Source organism: Streptomyces sp. H27-H5, from assembly GCF_026627505.1.
Classification (GTDB): Bacteria; Actinomycetota; Actinomycetes; order Streptomycetales; family Streptomycetaceae; genus Streptomyces.
In genome coordinates, this window is record NZ_JAPNLK010000130.1 from 1 (window position 1) to 17,020 (window position 17,020).

Annotated in this window: 16 protein-coding genes and 1 tRNA gene; 10 read left to right on the forward strand and 7 right to left on the reverse strand. The window is 71.3% G+C overall.

The window, feature by feature from the left end; all coding sequences use genetic code 11:
- Positions 1 to 170 precede the first annotated feature (170 nt).
- Positions 171 to 947, forward strand: a complete 777-nt coding sequence (locus OTB19_RS37590; RefSeq protein ID WP_267803292.1) for a tetratricopeptide repeat protein — start codon at positions 171 to 173, stop codon at positions 945 to 947.
- 102 nt (positions 948 to 1,049) lie between these two features.
- Here OTB19_RS37590 and hppD read toward each other — a convergent pair whose 3' ends face one another.
- Positions 1,050 to 2,210 (reverse strand): 4-hydroxyphenylpyruvate dioxygenase, encoded by a 1,161-nt coding sequence (gene hppD, locus OTB19_RS37595; protein WP_267803293.1) that lies wholly within the window; start codon positions 2,208 to 2,210, stop codon positions 1,050 to 1,052.
- A gap of 133 nt (positions 2,211 to 2,343) precedes the next feature.
- Here hppD and OTB19_RS37600 point away from each other — a divergent pair, with 133 nt between their 5' ends.
- The 8 genes from OTB19_RS37600 to OTB19_RS37635 all read left to right on the forward strand — a co-directional run bounded on the left by OTB19_RS37600 (position 2,344) and on the right by OTB19_RS37635 (position 8,895).
- On the forward strand, positions 2,344 to 2,814 hold the full coding sequence (locus tag OTB19_RS37600) for an Lrp/AsnC family transcriptional regulator (RefSeq protein WP_267803306.1): 471 nt from the start codon (positions 2,344 to 2,346) through the stop codon (positions 2,812 to 2,814).
- 30 nt (positions 2,815 to 2,844) lie between these two features.
- Positions 2,845 to 3,492, forward strand: coding sequence for an ABC transporter permease (locus OTB19_RS37605; RefSeq protein ID WP_267803294.1), 648 nt, complete (start codon positions 2,845 to 2,847; stop codon positions 3,490 to 3,492).
- The gene (locus tag OTB19_RS37610; RefSeq protein ID WP_267803295.1) at positions 3,485 to 4,747 is read left to right on the forward strand and encodes a betaine/proline/choline family ABC transporter ATP-binding protein; all 1,263 of its coding nucleotides are present in this window, start codon (positions 3,485 to 3,487) and stop codon (positions 4,745 to 4,747) included. Before OTB19_RS37605 ends, OTB19_RS37610 begins: the two co-directional genes overlap by 8 nt.
- The gene (locus OTB19_RS37615) at positions 4,744 to 5,610 is read left to right on the forward strand and encodes an ABC transporter permease (protein ID WP_267803296.1); all 867 of its coding nucleotides are present in this window, start codon (positions 4,744 to 4,746) and stop codon (positions 5,608 to 5,610) included. Before OTB19_RS37610 ends, OTB19_RS37615 begins: the two co-directional genes overlap by 4 nt.
- Positions 5,611 to 6,588 carry a glycine betaine ABC transporter substrate-binding protein gene (locus tag OTB19_RS37620; RefSeq protein WP_267803297.1) on the forward strand — a complete coding sequence of 326 codons (978 nt, stop codon included), beginning with the start codon at positions 5,611 to 5,613 and terminating at the stop codon, positions 6,586 to 6,588. It abuts the gene before it with no gap.
- A 92-nt stretch (positions 6,589 to 6,680) separates the two neighbouring features.
- The gene (locus OTB19_RS37625; RefSeq protein ID WP_267803298.1) at positions 6,681 to 7,286 is read left to right on the forward strand and encodes an ArsR/SmtB family transcription factor; all 606 of its coding nucleotides are present in this window, start codon (positions 6,681 to 6,683) and stop codon (positions 7,284 to 7,286) included.
- A 44-nt stretch (positions 7,287 to 7,330) separates the two neighbouring features.
- Entirely contained in the window at positions 7,331 to 7,564 is a 234-nt protein-coding gene (locus tag OTB19_RS37630) for a hypothetical protein (protein ID WP_267803299.1), read from the forward strand.
- Positions 7,561 to 8,895: an MFS transporter gene (locus OTB19_RS37635; protein WP_267803300.1), complete on the forward strand. Its 1,335-nt coding sequence runs from the start codon at positions 7,561 to 7,563 to the stop codon at positions 8,893 to 8,895. Before OTB19_RS37630 ends, OTB19_RS37635 begins: the two co-directional genes overlap by 4 nt.
- On the opposite strand, the gene OTB19_RS37640 is transcribed toward OTB19_RS37635, so the two are convergent.
- The 4 genes from OTB19_RS37640 to OTB19_RS37655 form a co-directional block, all read right to left on the reverse strand.
- Complete coding sequence (locus OTB19_RS37640) at positions 8,825 to 9,622, reverse strand: S16 family serine protease (protein ID WP_267803301.1); 798 nt, start codon at positions 9,620 to 9,622, stop codon at positions 8,825 to 8,827. The genes OTB19_RS37635 and OTB19_RS37640 overlap by 71 nt on opposite strands.
- Positions 9,623 to 9,809: 187 nt before the next feature.
- Positions 9,810 to 10,451, reverse strand: a complete 642-nt coding sequence (locus OTB19_RS37645; RefSeq protein WP_053684560.1) for an IclR family transcriptional regulator — start codon at positions 10,449 to 10,451, stop codon at positions 9,810 to 9,812.
- 393 nt (positions 10,452 to 10,844) lie between these two features.
- A complete protein-coding gene (locus OTB19_RS37650; RefSeq protein ID WP_267803302.1) occupies positions 10,845 to 12,629 on the reverse strand; it encodes a DEAD/DEAH box helicase in 1,785 nt (594 codons plus the stop codon).
- A gap of 227 nt (positions 12,630 to 12,856) precedes the next feature.
- Entirely contained in the window at positions 12,857 to 14,383 is a 1,527-nt protein-coding gene (locus OTB19_RS37655; RefSeq protein ID WP_267803303.1) for an MFS transporter, read from the reverse strand.
- 181 nt (positions 14,384 to 14,564) lie between these two features.
- Here OTB19_RS37655 and OTB19_RS37660 point away from each other — a divergent pair.
- Positions 14,565 to 14,636: transfer RNA gene (locus tag OTB19_RS37660), tRNA-Cys, on the forward strand.
- Between the two features lie 78 nt (positions 14,637 to 14,714).
- Here the strand turns inward: OTB19_RS37660 and OTB19_RS37665 are convergent.
- Together OTB19_RS37665 and OTB19_RS37670 are read right to left on the reverse strand one after the other, a co-directional pair.
- Entirely contained in the window at positions 14,715 to 15,926 is a 1,212-nt protein-coding gene (locus OTB19_RS37665; RefSeq protein ID WP_267803304.1) for a S8 family serine peptidase, read from the reverse strand.
- Positions 15,927 to 15,973: 47 nt separating this feature from the next.
- Positions 15,974 to 17,020, reverse strand: a 1,047-nt coding sequence (locus OTB19_RS37670; protein WP_267803305.1) for a S8 family serine peptidase, incomplete at its 5' end; no start/stop codon positions are given.

The following is a 17,020-nucleotide window of genomic DNA, read 5'->3' on the forward strand; positions in this document are numbered from 1 at the left end:
TCCCCACCGGCCTCCCCATCGGCAGTCCCGAGGACTGCCTTACCTGCGCCGGCACCCTCTACCTCGGCAGCCCGGCCTGACCGGCCCAACCCCCCTCCACGAACTTTCGCGGTGCAGCACTAGGCGGTCGGGCGCGGACGCTTGCTGCGCTGGGTCGGGGCGGTGAGGCGGTGCGGGACTACCGGTTGGCGCTGGGCCGCACGCCGCTGCCGCAGCTGGCGTTGGAGCTGGGCGAGCTGCTGGAGTCGCTGGGGCGGGCGGACGAGGCGCGGGTGCTGTACGACGCGCTGGGCACGATGACGAAGCGGGGCGGGACGCACGGGGTCGACGAGTCGGTGGTGTTGGGCCTGTACGAGGCCGACCACGGCGACCCGTCGGCGGCGGTGCGGCGGCTGTCGCAGGAGTGGTCGTCGAACAAGAGCATGCAGGTGGCCGACGCGCTGGGGTGGGCCCTGCACAAGGCGGGCGATGACCCCGCGGCTCTGGAGTACGCGAAGAAGGCGACGGAACCGGGCCTGCGGAGCGCGGAGTTCGCCTACCACCGGGCCGTGATCGAGCGGGGTCTGGGCGACGAGGCGGCCGCGCGGCGGCACCTCCAGGAGGCGATGCGGACCAATCCGCGGTTCTCGCCGGTGCGTTCGCCGCTGGCGAAGGAGGCGCTGGAGGCGGTGGGTCAGCCGGCGCAGGGCGGCCCGGAGAACCTCCAGCCGCGCACCCCGTGGGTGGAGCCGGAGCTCCCGAAGCCGAACAAACCGAAGCCCGCGCCCGCGAAGCCGACGTCGCAGCCGGCGAAGCCGAAGCCCGAAGCGAAGCCGGAGGCGAAGCCCGTCCCCAGGGCCTCGCGGGCGAAGGCCGAGCAGGCGGAACCGGAACGGACACCGGAGGCCGCCCGCCCCGACTCGGCCGCCGCGGATCCGGAGCAGGAACCGAGGTCGGAGCAGGACTGACGAACGCCGGCGGGGCCTTGAAGGCCCCGCCGGCGCAACGGTCGAACCCGGAGGACCGCCGGCCCGCCCTCGCGGGCCGGCGGTTCGCGTTCTCTTCGCGTTCTAGAGGTTGCCGCGCTTCTCCTGCTCGCGCTCGATCGCCTCGAAGAGGGCCTTGAAGTTGCCCTTGCCGAAGCCCATCGAGCCGTGCCGCTCGATGATCTCGAAGAAGACGGTCGGCTTGTCCTGGACCGGCTTGGTGAAGATCTGGAGCAGGTAGCCGTCCTCGTCGCGGTCGACCAGGATCTTCAGCTCGCGCAGGGTCTCGACGGGCACCCGGGTCTCGCCGGCCCAGTCGCCGAGGGTGTCGTAGTACGAGTCCGGGGTGTCGAGGAACGCGACGCCCGCGGCGCGCATGGTGCGGACGGTCGCCACGATGTCGTTCGAGGCGAGCGCGATGTGCTGGACGCCCGCGCCGCCGTAGAACTCCAGGTACTCGTCGATCTGCGACTTCTTCTTCGCGATCGCGGGCTCGTTGATCGGGAACTTCACCTTGAGGGTGCCGTCCGCGACCACCTTCGACATCAGCGCCGAGTACTCGGTCGCGATGTCGTCGCCCACGAACTCCTTCATGTTCGTGAAGCCCATGACCTTGTTGTAGAACGCCACCCACTCGTTCATGCGGCCCAGCTCGACGTTGCCCACGCAGTGGTCGACCGCCTGGAAGGTCCGCTTGGCCGGCGGGGCGACGAGCGGCTGGGCGGCCACGTAGCCGGGCAGGTAGGGGCCGCTGTAGTCCTTGCGCTCCACCAGCGTGTGGCGGGTCTGGCCGTAGGTGGCGATCGCGGCGAGGACGACGGTGCCGTGCTCGTCCTTGACCTCGTACGGCTCGTCCAGGCCGCGGGCGCCGTGCTCGACGGCGTAGGCGTAGGCGGCGCGGGCGTCCGGGACCTCGATCGCGAGGTCGATGACGCCGTCGCCGTGGTCGGCGACGTGCTCGGCGAGGAAGCGGCCGTGGTCGGTGCTCGCCTTGATGACCGAGGTCAGCACGAAGCGCGCGCCGCCGTTGGTGAGCACGTAGGAGGCGGTCTCGCGGGTGCCGTTCTCCGGCCCGGAGTACGCCACGAGCTTCATGCCGAACGCGGTGGAGTAGTAGTGCGCGGCCTGCTTGGCGTTGCCCACGGCGAAGACGATCGCGTCCATGCCCTTCACCGGGAAGGGGTCGGCCTCACGCGCGGTGTGCGGGGTGGTTTCGGTTTCGAGGTTCGCCAGAGACTCAGTCATGAGCGCAGAGTCCCGCCGATCCACAAGCTGCGCAATAGTTTCGATTTCCTCTGTACAGATTGCCCGATCCTGCCGGAGGATGGCTGAGAGATCTGTGCAGTATGACCACCCGCCGGCCGACCTGGAGGCAACCATGGGGATCGACGAACTCGACGGGCGTCTGATCGTCCTGCTCGCCCGCGAACCCCGGATCGGGGTCCTGGAGGCCTCGCGCCGGCTGGGGGTCGCGCGCGGCACGGCGCAGGCGCGGCTCGACCGGCTTCAGTCGAATGGAGTCATCCGCGGGTTCGGTCCGCAGGTCGATCCGACGGCCCTCGGATACCCGGTCACCGCGTTCGCCACGCTGGAGATCAAGCAGGGCCAAGGAGCCGATGTACGGGCCCACTTGACCGGTGTGCCGGAGGTGCTGGAGCTGCACACCACCACCGGTCACGGGGACATGCTGTGCCGGCTCGTGGCCCGCTCCAACGCGGACCTTCAACGGGTGATCGACCGGGTCGTCGCGTTCGATGGGATCGTGCGGGCCTCCACGGCGATCGTCATGGAGAACCCCGTGCCCTTGCGGATCATCCCGCTGGTCGAGCAGGCGGCCGACGACGACTGATCCCCGGACAGACGGGCGAGGTGAGGCGACGTGAGCTTCTGGAGTTACCTGTCCAGCCGACGGCAGCAACTCCTCGTCGACGCCTTCCAGCAGGTCAGCCTCGTCTTCCAGTGCATGGTGATCGCGACGGCCCTCGGCATCGCCATCGGCGTGCTCACCTACCGCAGCGGCTGGGGCGCCAGTCTCGCCATCACCTCCACCGCCACGATCCTGACGGTCCCCTCGCTGGCCATGATCGGTCTGCTGATCCCGATCGTGGGCCTCGGCGTGGCACCCGCGGTGATCTCCCTGACCCTGTACGGGCTGCTGCCCATCGTCCGGAACTCCATCGTGGGCCTGCGCGGGGTCGACCCGACCCTGGTCGACGCGGCCACGGGCATCGGGATGTCCCGGTCCGCCCGGCTGCTGAGGGTGGAGCTGCCGCTGGCCTGGCCCCCGATCCTGACCGGCATCCGGGTGTCCACCCAGATGCTGATGGGCATCGCCGCGATCGCCGCGTACGCCTCCGGCCCCGGCCTCGGCAACGAGATCTTCCGCGGGATCGCCTCGCTCGGCAGCGCCAACGCCCTCAACCAGGTCCTGGCCGGGACGATCGGCATCGTCATCCTGGCCCTCCTCTTCGACGCCGCCTACGTCCTGCTCGGCCGTCTCACCATCCCGAGGGGCATCCGTGTCTGAGCCGACGTCCGAGCCGACCCCGAGCCCGAAGGCAGCGACCTCCGGCGCGACCATCCGGCTGGAGAACCTGACCAAGCGCTACCCGGGCAACCCCGCTCCGGCCGTGGACGACGTGTCGATGGACATCAAGGCGGGCGAGACGGTCGTCTTCGTCGGCCCCTCCGGCTGCGGGAAGTCCACCACCCTCAAGATGATCAACCGGTTGATCGAGCCCTCCTCCGGCCGGATCCGGATCGGCGACGAGGACGTCACCGACATGGACCCGGTCAAGCTGCGCCGCAAGATCGGGTACGCGATCCAGTCCTCCGGCCTCTTCCCGCACATGACGGTCGCGGAGAACATCGCCCTGGTGCCGAAGATGACCGGCTGGTCCACGTCGAAGGTCAAGGACCGGGTCGAGGAGATGCTCGACCTGGTGGGCCTGGACCCCCGCGAGTTCCACGGCCGCTACCCCCGCCAGCTCTCCGGCGGCCAGCAACAGCGCGTGGGCGTGGCCCGGGCGCTGGCCGCGGACCCGCCGGTGCTGCTGATGGACGAGCCCTTCGGCGCCGTCGACCCGATCACCCGGGACCACCTCCAGGACGAACTGATCCGGCTCCAGCACGAGCTGCACAAGACGATCGTGTTCGTCACCCACGACTTCGACGAGGCCATCAAACTCGGGGACCGGATCGCGGTCCTGCGCGAGCGGTCGCACATCGCCCAGTTCGACACCCCGGAAGCCATCCTCACCAACCCCACCGACGACTTCGTCTCCGGTTTCGTCGGCGCGGGCGCGGCCCTCAAACGGCTCAACCTCACCCGCGTGCGGGACGTGGGGATCGCCGACTTCCCCACGGTGTCGGTCGACGACCCACTCCAGTTGATCTTCAGTACGCTGCGCGGCGGCCGGCACAACGAACTGCTGATGCTCGACCGGGGCGGCCGCCCGTACAAGTGGCTGCGGCGCGGCGACCTGATGCGTGCCAAGGGATCGCTGGCCCGGGCCGGGCAGTTGGTGCACGACACCGTGACCCGGGACGCGACCCTGCACGACGCCCTGGAGGCGGTCCTCACCGACAGCGGCGGGCGGGTCGCGGTCACCGGGCGGCGCGGCGAGTACATCGGGGTCGTGGACATGGAGACCCTCATGAACTCGGTGCACGAGATGCTGGAGGCCGACCGGCTCACCGCCGCCGAGCACGCGCACGACCTGGAGGAACTGCGCCACCACCGGACGGAGCAGGAGCTGGAGGGCGGTGCGGGCACCTCATGACCACCGCCTCCCCGCAGCGGCCCCCGGGCGAACGTCCCCCCGGCGAGCACGAGGTCAAGGGCCTCCCGTTCCGCGACGAACTCGCGGACGACCTCGACCGGCCCCCCACGCCCCCGCCGCCCGGCCCGATCCGCCGGATCGGCTGGCGCCGGCTGGTGGTGCCACCCGTCGTCCTGGCCCTGGTGGTACTGGCCCTGTATCTGTGGATCACCAACATCCCGCTCGACGTCATCGAGCGGAACTCGCTCGGCGGCGGCAACGTCCGGCTCCGGCTGTGGCAGCACATCCAGCTCACGGCCATCTCCACCTTCTGGGTGCTGATCATCGCGATCCCCCTCGGCATCGCCCTCACCCGCCGCGGACTGCGCCGCGCCTCGCCGTTCGTGACCGGCCTCGCCAACATCGGCCAGGCCACCCCGGCCATCGGTCTGCTGGCGCTGCTGGTGATCTGGCTGGGCATCGGGCCGTCGACCGCGATCATCGGGATGGTCGCGTACGCCGTCCTGCCGGTGCTGTCGAACACCGTGGCCGGGCTCCGGGCCATCGATCCCCTGCTGGTGGAGGCCGCGCACGGGATCGGCATGTCGTCGACGGGCACCCTGCGCAAGGTGGAGTTGCCGCTGGCCGTCCCCCTGATCCTGGCCGGCGTGCGGACCGCCCTCGTGCTCAATGTCGGCACCGCGACGCTGGCGACCTTCGGCGGCGGCGGGGGCCTGGGCGACCTGATCACCTCCGGGATCCAGACGCAGCGGATGCCGGTGCTGATCGTGGGATCGGTGCTGACGGTGGTCCTGGCCCTGTTCGTGGACTGGCTGGCCTCCCTCGCGGAGACGGTCCTGACGCCGCACGGCCTGGAGGCGTAGATGCGTACCTTCCGCGTACGGACCGCGGCGGTCGCGGGAGCCGCCCTGCTGGCGCTGGCCGGCTGCGGGCTCAAGAGCGGGTCCCCGATGGTGGACGACGTACAGCCCGGATCGGTCGGTCGGGGCGAGCCCCTGGCGGGCGCGTCCCTCACGGTGACCTCGAAGAACTTCAGCGAGAACATCATCCTCGGTCAGATCCTCGGCCTCGTCTTCAAGGCGGCCGGCGCGGAGGTGCTGGACCGTACCAACCTGCCCGGTTCGATCAGCGCGCGCGAGGCCGTCCGCAAGGGCGACGCGGACGCCATGTACGAGTACACGGGCACCGCCTGGATCACGTACCTGGGGAACACCGAGCCCATCGACGACCCGCGGGGCCAGTGGGACGCGGTGCGCAGGGCGGACCTGCGCAACGGGGTGGTGTGGCTGCCGCCGGCCACGCTCAACAACACCTACACCCTGGCCATCAGCAAGAAGAACAACGCGAAGTACAAGCTGCGGACGATGTCGGACGTGGCGGCGCTGGCCCGCAAGGACCCGTCGGCGGTGACCCTGTGTGTGGAGAACGAGTTCGCCTCGCGCGAGGACGGACTCCCCGGCATGGAGAAGGCGTACGGGATGAGGATCCCCACCGGCAACATTCGGAAGATGGACGCCGGGATCATCTACACCCAGGTCTCCAAGTCCGATTCCTGCCTGCTGGGCGAGGCGTTCACCACCGACGGCCGGATCAAGGCCATGGACCTGGACATCATGGAGGACGACAAGCGCTTCTTCCCCAACTACAACGCGGCGCCCGCGATCAATGCCAAGACGTTCGCCGAGCACCCGGTGATCGCGAAGCTGCTGGCGCCGGTGACGCAGCGGTTGACGACCGAGGTGGCGCGGGAGCTGAACGCCAAGGTGGACGTGGAGGGCCAGGACCCGCACGCGGTGGCCAAGGACTGGCTGGTGAAGGAGGGGTTCATCAAGGAGGGCTGAGCCGACGGCGGCGGAACGGGCGCCAGGAGTTCCAAAGATTCCTATGCAAAGCAACCCTTGCATAGGAATCTTTGCATCTCTATCGTGGAGCCATGCCCGAGACGAACACCCAGAACCCGCAACCGGTCGAGCCCGTCGAGCCGCAGGTCCGCATGCTCGACGCGCACTCGCTGCGCGGTCTGGCCCACCCGCTGCGCATCCGCCTGTTGGGCGCCCTGCGCCTGCACGGTCCCGCCACGGCCTCCCGCCTCGCCGAACGCCTGGGCGAGTCCAGCGGCGCCACCAGCTACCACCTGCGCCAACTGGCCGCGTACGGGTTCGTCGAGGACGCGCCCGAGCACGGCAAGGGCCGCGAGCGCTGGTGGCGGGCCTCCCACGACGGCACGGGCTTCGACGAATCGCTGATCCACGCCGCCGACCCGGAGACGCGGGTCGCCGCGGACGTCTTCCTGGCCGAGATCGCGAAGATGCACGCGCAGGAACTCGCCGGCTGGATGAACGAGGCGCAGAACTGGTCCCAGGACTGGCGCCGGGGCTCGGACCTCAGCGACTTCACGCTGCGGCTGACGGCCGACCAGTCCCTCGAACTCATCCACAAGCTGCACGACCTGATCAACGGCTACCGCGATCTGCCGCGGTCGGAGGGCGCGGAGACGGTCCGTTTCCACACGCACGCCTTCCCGCGCCACACCGAGTAGCCGCCGCCTCCTCGCCGTTGAGGACCCGCAGAAGGAGTCCTGCCATGCACGCCTTCGCCCACACCGACCTGCACACCGCGCTCCACGCCGGCCGTACCGCCGAACTGGCGGCCGAGGCCGCCGCCTGGCACCTCGCCCGGAGCGCCGCCCCGGTCGCCCCCGAGCCCGCCCTGCCCGTACTGCGCAACCGGCTCGGGGAGGCCCTGGTCGCCGCCGGCATCCGGCTCATGCAGCCCGCGCACGTCCACTCCCGCGTGGTGCGCGGCGGCGCCTCGTGAGCCGTCGCCCCTTCGTGGCCGTACTGGCCGCCAACACGATCTCCATAGCCGGAAGTTCACTCACCCTCATCGGCGTCCCGTGGTTCGTCCTGCAGAGCACGGGCAGCGCCGGCCGGGCCGGGATCGTCGCCTTCTGCGCGACCCTGCCCGTCATCGTCGCCGCGCTCGTCGGCGGCCCGGTCATCGACCGGATCGGGCGCCGCCGCATCTCGGCGGCGTCCGACCTGATCTGCGCGCTGTCGATCGGCGCGATCCCGCTGCTGCACCACGCGGGGCTGCTGGAGTTCTGGATGCTGTGCGCCCTGATGGCGCTCGGCGGCCTCGTCCACACTCCCGGCCTGACCGCGCGCTACGTCCTGATCCCCCACCTCGCCGAGCACGCCGGAACCACCGTCGGCAGGGTGGCGAGCCTCTACGACGCCGTCTCGCGCGGCGCCCGGATGATCGGGGCCGCGGTCGCCGGCGTACTCATCGCCGCCTTCGGGGCCGAGACCGTGCTGCTCCTGGACGCGGCCAGCTTCGCCGTGTCGGCGCTGCTCGTGGCCGTCTTCCTGCGCGGGGTCCCGGCCGCCGATCCGCAACGCACCTCCGAGAAGGCGTCGTTCGCGGGCTACCGGGCCGAACTGGCCGAGGGATGGGCCTTCCTGACCCGTTCACGGCTGCTGACCGGCATCACCCTGATGGTGATGGTGACCAACGGCCTGGACCAGGGCTGGTCCTCGGTACTGCTGCCCGTGCACGGTCGCGAGGCGCTGGGCGGGGCCACCGCCCTCGGCCTGATGGTGTCCGTGTTCGGCGGCTTCGCGCTGCTGGGCGCCCTGCTCTACGGGGCGTGGGGCGAGCGATACCGGCCGCGGACGGTCTTCGCGGCGGCGTTCCTGCTGTGCGGGGCGCCCCGGTACGTCGTGGCCGCGTTCACCGACACCCCGCTGCCCCTCGCGGTGACGATGGCCCTGTCGGGGCTGGGCGCGGGCGTGCTGAACCCGATCCTGACCACCGTGATGATGGACAGGGTCCCCGACGCGCTGCGCAGCCGGGTGTCCGGGGTGACCACGGCGGGCTGCGAGCTGACGATGCCGCTGGGCGGCCTCGCGGCGGGCCTGCTCGTCGACGGGTTCGGCGCCGGCCCGGCCCTGCTGGCCTTCGGCGGTGTGTACCTGCTGGCCACGCTCGCCCCGTTCCTGTTCCCGGCCTGGGGCGGCCTGAACGACCGGCCGGACCGGGTCGGGAGGACCGACCGGGCCGTGCCCGCGCAGGGCGTCAGCAGGACGGAACCGGCTGCCCCTTGTCCAGCGCCCGAAGGGAGCCCACCGCATCCGTCAGCGAGGTGACGGGGATCAGCCGAAGCCCCTCGGGGAGTTCGGACAGGGCGTCGGAGCACTCCGCCTTCGGCACGAGGAACACGCTCGCCCCGTCCCGCCTGGCGGCCTGCGTCTTCAACGCCACCCCGCCCACCGCGCCCACCTCACCGCTCGGGCTGATGGTGCCCGTGCCGGCGATGTTCCGGCCGCCGGTGAGATCGCCGCCGCTCCCGTCGCCGTCGAGCTTGTCGACGATCCCGAGGGAGAACAGGAGACCCGCGCTCGGGCCGCCGACGTCGGCGAGGTTGAGCGTGACCTTCACGTCCTTCGGGTCCTTGTGGAGATAGCCCAGCGCGGCCGCGGAGGCCGTCGACTGCGACTTGGTCATTTCCTCCAGATTGTGCTCTTCGATCTCCTCGTCGCTCCCGCCCGAGGGATACACCGCGTCCTTGGGCATGACCGCCCGCGAGGTGTCGAACCAGTGGTCGACCAGCTCGGGCAGGCGCACCGTCGTGGAGGGACCGGTGGCCTGGATGGTGGTCATCCGCAGCTGCCCCTTGGTGACCCGGGTGGGCGCGCCCGTGACGGCGATGACGGGCTTGCCCTCACGGGAGCCGAGCACGTCGGCCGTGAGCCCGGGCTGGGCGATCACGAAGGGCAGCGGCGCGAAGGCCGCCACGGCCAACAACCCGACCAGGGGCAGGGCGCAGAGCGCCAGGGCGGCGGGACGCGGCAGACGTGTGAGGCGTGAGAGCACCCGGCCAATCTATCGGGCCCGGTCGCACCCTCCCGCGTGCCCCGGCACGACGGCACGCGCGGGAGAGCCCGCCGGCGGGCACGGCAGAGGCCGCCCGCCCGCACGGTGGAGCCCGTCCTCCCCCGCGGCAGGGGACGCACAAGACCCCGTACGAGGCTTCGTACGGGGTCGCGGGCGTTCGGTCGGGTCAGCGCAGCGCGTCGGCGACCTCGCGGGCGGCGTCCACCACGCGCGGGCCGACCCGCTCGGGCACGGCGTCGGCCAGCATGACGACGCCGACGCTGCCCTCCAGGCCGGTGATGCCGACCAGGGGGGCCGCCGCGCCGCTGGCGCCCGCTTCGAGTTCGCCGTGGGTCAGCGTGTACCCGGGTTCGATGAGCGTGCCCTGACGCGCGGCCAGGATGGCCCGCCCGGCCGCCCCGCGGTCCAGCGGGTGGCGGAAGCCGGCCCGGTAGGCCACGTGGTAGTCGGTCCAGGTCGGCTCGACGACGGCGACGGCCAGCGCCTCGCTGCCGTCCACGAGGGTCAGGTGCGCGGTGGCCCCTATGTCCTCGGCGAGGGACCGCAGCGCGGGCAGGGCCGCCTCGCGCACGAGCGGGTGTACCTGGCGGCCGAGCCGCAGCACGCCGAGTCCGACCCGTGCCCGGCCGCCGAGGTCGCGGCGGACCAGGGCGTGCTGTTCGAGCGTGGCGAGCAGGCGGTAGACCACGGTGCGGTTCACACCGAGGCGGTTGGACAGCTCCGTGACGGTCAGACCGTGGTCGGTGTCGGCGAGCAGCTTGAGGACCCGGAGCCCTCGGTCGAGAGTCTGGGAGGTTTCCGCAGTCACGACGCCTCTCCCTCTTTAGGTGGGCGGCGGTGACTCTCACGGGGTGGAGCGCTGCCGGTCCCTCGGCGACGCACGGAGAGGCCGCCGGTAGCGGCCATGGCACCGGCTGCGCTCCCGCGGCGGCGCTGCCACGGGGCGTTCGATGCGGGGACAGTATCCAGCAGGTTCGCTGAGCGGAAGGGCTCGTCCAGAATCCGGGCGCCTACTGCCCGCTTGTACCCATTTGTTCGAGCGGGTGTGTCAATTCGTAATGTTCCCCGGCATCTTCTCGCGCGTCTTCCCCGCCGCGCATTCACTTTCCGAACGGATGGCTCCGGTGGTGCCGAAAACGACGAAGGGGTCCGTGCGCGTCGGCGCACGGACCCCGTTCTCGTACCCTCGCGGGCGGCGGCGTCACCGCATCCGGGTGGCCCACTCCTGGACCTTCTTGATGCGCTCCCGCAGCTGACCCGCCGTCGCCTCCGCGCTCGGCGGGCCGCCGCACACCCGGCGCAGCTCCGTGTGGATCACCCCGTGCGGCTTGCCGCTCTGGTGGACGTACGCGCCCACCATCGTGTTCAGCGACTTGCGCAGCTCCAGCAGCTCCTTGTGCGAAACCACGGGACGCCGTTCCGCCGGCAGCTCCAGCAGGTCCGCCTCGGAGTCCGGCTTGCGCCGGCTGTGGGCGATCTGCCGCGACTGCCGTTTCTGGAGCAGCATCTGCACCTGGTCCGGCTCCAGCAGCCCGGGGATGCCCAGGTAGTCCTGCTCCTCCTCGCTGCCGGGGTGCGCCTGCATCCCGAACTCGGCGCCGTCGTACAGCACCCGGTCGAAGACGGCGTCGGACTCCAGCGCCTCGAAGGACATCTGCTCCTCGTCGCCGGTGTCCTCGTCCTCCAGTTTGTTCGCCTCGTCCATTTCCTTCTCGGACTCGGCGTACGGGTCTTCCTCGCCCTGCTTCTTCGGCTTGTCGAGGACGTGGTCGCGCTCGACTTCCATCTCGTTGGCGAAACCGAGGAGATACGGAATGGTCGGAAGAAACACCGACGCGGTCTCGCCGCGCCTGCGCGAACGCACAAATCGCCCGACTGCCTGCGCAAAGAACAAAGGAGTCGAAATGGTGGTGGCATAAACGCCCACCGCGAGGCGCGGAACGTCGACGCCCTCGGACACCATGCGGACCGCGACCATCCAGCGGTCGTCGTTCGCGCTGAAATCGTCGATGCGTTTCGAGGCGCCCGTGTCGTCGGACAGGACGACGGTCGCCTTCGTCCCGGTGATCTCCCTGATCAGCTTCGCGTACGCGCGCGCCGAGTCCTGGTCGGAGGCGATGACCAGACCGCCCGCGTCCGGGATGCCCTTGCGGACCTCCGTCAGCCGCTGGTCGGCGGCGCGCAGGACGTTCGGCATCCAGTCGCCGCGCGCGTCGAGCGCCGTCCGCCAGGCCTGCGAGATGGCGTCCTTGGTCATCGGCTCGCCGAGCCGGGCGGCGATCTCGTCGCCGGCCTTGGTGCGCCAGCGCATGTTGCCGCTGTAGGACAAGAAGATCACGGGGCGGACGACGCCGTCGCCGAGCGCGTTCCCGTAGCCGTACGTGTAGTCGGCGGACGACCGGCGGATCCCGTCGTTCCCCTCCTCGTACGCCACGAAGGGGATCGGGTTGGTGTCGGACCGGAAGGGCGTACCGGTCAGCGCGAGCCGCCGGGTCGCCGGGTCGAAGGCCTCCAGGCAGGCCTCGCCCCAGGACTTCGAGTCACCGGCGTGGTGGATCTCGTCGAGGATCACCAGGGTCTTGCGCTGTTCGCACCGGTTGCGGTGCAGCATCGGCTTCACGCCGACGCCCGCGTACGTCACGGCGATGCCGTGGTAGTCCTTGCTCAGCGGGCCGGCCGAGTACTCGGGGTCCAGCCGGATGCCTATCCGGGCCGCGGCCTCGGCCCACTGCTTCTTCAGGTGTTCGGTCGGCGCGACCACGGTCACCTGCTGCACCACGTGGTGGTGCAACAGCCAGGACGCGAGGGTCAGCGCGAAGGTCGTCTTGCCGGCTCCGGGGGTCGCGACCGCGAGGAAATCACGCGGCTGGGTCTCCAGGTACCGGTTCAGCGCACCCTCTTGCCAGGCGCGCAGCTTGCTGGCGGTACCCCACGGCGCGCGGCCGGGGAAGGCGGGTGAGAGGTGGTGGGAGGCGGTAGTAGTCACGGTCTCCGGTTCGTGCTCTCGGTGTATCTGGTACGGGCGGGAAGCGGTCGTACGTAGGACAACCGGGCCACCTTACCGGCACGGGCCCGCCCCTCGCGGAGGGACAGGCCCGTGACCTCGGCGGGTGCGGCGAGCATCACATCCGTCGCGCTCGCGGCGCGGCCCGGAGGCCGTCACCCGCGTTCCCCGGAGCCGGTCGGCCCACCGGCACGCGGGCCCCGCCCCGGTCAACTCCCGTGCGATCCACGCCGTTCGGGGCCCGGGAGGTCCGCCGTCGCGGCGGGCGGGCCGGCCTCCGCCGCCGGGGCGGCGTGCAGCCGCGTCGCCACCCACGCCCCCACCAGCGCCACGCAGGCCATGGGCAGGAAGACCACCACGAACGCCCCCGGATGCGAGGACGCCCCACCGGAGGTCACGGCGTGCGCGGCCCCCACCGTTCCCCCGCCCAGCGCGGCGAACGCCGCCCCGCCGGCCGCCAACAGCACCACGTTGGCCAGCGCGTCGGAGATCTGGAGCGCGGCGGAGTTCGCCCCGGCCTCCCGCGGCGCCGACAGCTCCAGCAACAGCACGCTCGTCGAGCCGATCACCAGCCCCATCCCGAGGCATCCGATCGCCCAGGCCACCGCCAGCGTCCACACCGGCACCCACGTCAGCAGCACCGTCGGGGCGGCCGCGATGGCGAACGTCACCAGCACCATCCCGCCGACCATCAGCCGCTCCCGGTACGGCGCCATCCGCCCCTTCGACTGCACCCAGGAGCCGCCCGCCCAGGTCAACCCGCCGAGCGCCAGCGAGAACCCGGCCAGGGTCGGGCTCAGACCCCGCTGGGTGACCAGCATCAGCGGCACGAAACTCTCGGCCGCGATGAACGAACCCGCCGCCACCCCCCGCAGCAACACCACCGACGGCAGCCCGCGCCGGGCCAGGTACGTGCCGCGCGGCAGCAGCCCCCGCGCCGCCGGCACCAGCAGGGCCGCGCCCGCGACGGCCGGCACGACCGAAAGCCACCGCAGGTCCTGGGCGGCGTACTGGAGCAACCCCGCACCCGCCGAGATCCCGAGGGCGAGCCGGATCCGCCGCCGGTCGAAGGCCACCGGCTCCCCGCCGGTCACCGGTCCCGACGCGGTCCGGCGGATCGCCGGTATCGCGACGACCAGCGGCACGACGACCAGCGCGGGGATCGCGAGGAACACCCAGCGCCACCCGAGGTGCTCGGTCACCGTCCCGGCGGCCAGCGGACCCACGATCGAGGGAACCACCCAGCTCGCCGCGAAGGCGGCCATGATCGCGGGGCGCAGCCGCTCGTCGTAGGCCCGGCTGACGACCACGTACAGGGCGACGATCACCAGCCCGCCGCCGAAGCCCTGCACCGCCCGCCCGAGCAGGAACACCCACATCCCGGCGGCCGTCCCCGACAGCACCAACCCGCCGGCAAAGGCCCCGATCCCCAGAGCCAGCGGCCGCAGCGGCCCCTGCCGGTCGGCCCACTGGCCGGACAGCACCATGCCGAACAGACTCGTCGTGAAGTAGGAGGAGAAGGCGAAGGCGTAGAGACCGATCCCGTCCAGCTCCCGCGCCGCCACCGGCATGGCCGTGCCGACCGCGGTCGCCTCGAAGGCGATGAGGAACACGACGGAGATGATGCCGATGCTGAGCGTCCGGTACGCGGCCCCGAGGATCCCGCCCGGCGGCTCGGGGGACTCGGACGAGACCGGTGCGGCGGTCTCGGGGACACGGGGTTCCAATGCGCTCATCGCCCCAGCGTAAGGTCCATACCTCTGCTTCGTCCCTGTCATTTAGACCGATCCCGGCTCCGCCTCCGGCCCTAGGCCGTCCCAGGACTGTGAACGGGGCATGGCAGTCACATTGCGGCACCCGCGCCCCCCTTCCGCCGCCGCGGGGCGCCTCGTACGGTCGTACTCATCACCACCTCACAGCCGTGTGCCCGAGTGGTTGAGGGACTCGCCTGCAAAGCGAGTTACGCCGGTTCGATTCCGGTCACGGCTTCGGATGCGAAGGGCTGTCCGGGAACCTGGTTCCCGGACAGCCCTTCGTCATGGGCGCGATACCACTCGCGCCCCGGGGTCAGTCGGCCGTGCGCCGGGCGAGCACGGTGCTGACGGCCCCGCCGATGATCAGCACGCCCACCAGCCCGAGCCCGATCCACCCCACCGCGCCGCGGAGCCCGGCCACCTCGTCCGCCCCGGAGTCCGTCGACGGCTCACCGGCGCCGACCGTCATCGCCGCGGCCGCGGACACGAAGTCCGGCAGCGGGTACACGTCGGCCGGCCCGGGGGGACCGGGCGTGGACATCGCGATCCGGGGTCGGGCCACCCCGTACCCGATCCAGTCGTTGCGCACCGCACCGTCCACCGGAGCGCCGGAGGTGTGCAGCAGGACCCGGAGCACCTGGTTGTTGGTCCAGTCGGGATGGGCGGACCAGAGCAGCGCCGCCGACGCGGAGGCGAGCGCGGTGGCCTCACCCGTCCCGTGGCTCTCGCAGTACCCGGCCCTGCCCCGGCAGTACGTGAGGATGTCGACGCCGGGCGCGGCCATGTCGACCTGGGGTCCCGTCAGAGACTCCGCGGTCGGCTCACCGTTCGGACCGACGGCGGCGACGCCCACCACACCGGGCGTGGCCGCCGGATAGCGGGGCTCACCCGCCTTCTTGGCCGCGACGGCCGCCGGGGTCGTGCCGGTGGTCCCGCCCTCGCCCATGGCCGCGAAGACCAGCTTGCCCTTGGACAGCGCGTACTTCACCGCGTCGTCCCGCGCCGGATCGGCCGTCGTCGTGGACATGGAGATGTTGACGACCTTCGCGTCCGAGTCGGCCGCGCGCCGGATCGCCGCCGCCCAGGACGACGCTCCCGGCGCGTCCTCGCGCGGCACCCTGATCGGAAGGATCCTCGCCCCCGGCGCGATCCCGGACAGCCCTTCGCCGCCGGCGGCCCTGCCCGTACCGGCGATGATCGTCGCCATGGACGTACCGTGACCGTCCGGGTCCGTACGCTCGTCCCCCGCGGCCTTGCCGACCTTGCCTCCGGCGAGGTCCACGCCGGGCAGCACCTGCCCCTCCAGTTCGGGCGCGCGTCCCACCCCGCTGTCGATGACGGCCACCGTGACGCCCTTGCCCGTGCCGATCTTCCAGAAGTCGGCCGCCTTCATCGCGGTGAGATGCCACTGCCGCTCGCGCGGCGTCGCCGCCCCGGCCGGCGCGGCGGCGACCCCGACCACCAACAACCCCGCGAGCACCGGACCGGCCGCGCGCGAGAACCGCCGGCGCTCCCCCGCGAGCACCGGACCCGCCCCGGGCAGGACCCGCCCACACTCCCCCGCCAACCCCCTCAACGCCTCGCGCGCCGCACGACGACGGCCGCGACCGCCCCGCCGATCAGCACGCAGGCACCCAACCCCAACGCGAGCCACGGAAGCCCCCCGCCGGACCCCTCCGCCTCGGCCCGAGGAGCAGGCGCGGGCTTCGCCGACTCGGACGCCTTGGCCCCCGGCGCCCCGGAAGGCTCCTTGACCGCCCCGGCGCCCGCGAGATCCGGCAACGGATACACATCGGCCGGCCCGGGATCCCCGGGCGTAGGCACGGCGATCCGGGGGCGGACGACGCCGTAGCCGACGTAGTCGTTGCGCTCGACGCCGTCCTTGGGCTTCCCTGCGGTGTTCAGCAGGACCCGGAGCACCTGGTTGTTGGTCCAGTCGGGGTGGGCGGACCAGAGGAGCGCGGCAGAGGCGGAGGCCAGGGCTGTGGCATCGCTGGTGCCGTGGTTCTTGCAGAGTCCCGTCTTGCCACCGCACGCCGTGACAATGTCGACGCCGGGCGCCGCAAGATCGACAAAGTCGTTATGTTGCGATTCTTTGGTGGCGGCACCGTTGGGATCCACAGCGCCAATACCCACCACACCGGGCGTCGCAGACGGGAACTCGGCTCGGTTGGTTGAATCTCCGTCATTACCGACCGAGGCAAAGATCAATTTCCCTTTGGCCAATGCGTACTTCACTGCCTCAATCCGCTCTGGATCGTCTCGTTCCGCACCCAACGAGATACTGATGATTTTGGCTTCGGAGTCTGCCGCGTACCGAATCGCTTCGGTCCATGTGGGTGCTGTCGAGTTGAACTCGTGCGGCACGCGGATGGGAAGAATCTTGGCACCCGGCGCAAGGCCGAAGGCACCATCACCGCTTGGATGTCTGCCGGACGCCGCAATCAACGCAGCCATCGTCGTACCGTGCGTTTCCAGGTCGGTACGCTCATGTGACTGTTTTGGACGGCCGGTGAGCTGCGGCGATGTGGTGCGAGGTGGTCCTGCGGGGCCGGTAGATTGACCTTGTGACCGATGCCCCGCCGCAGCTGCCCTCGTACGAGGAGTTGGCCGCGCTGG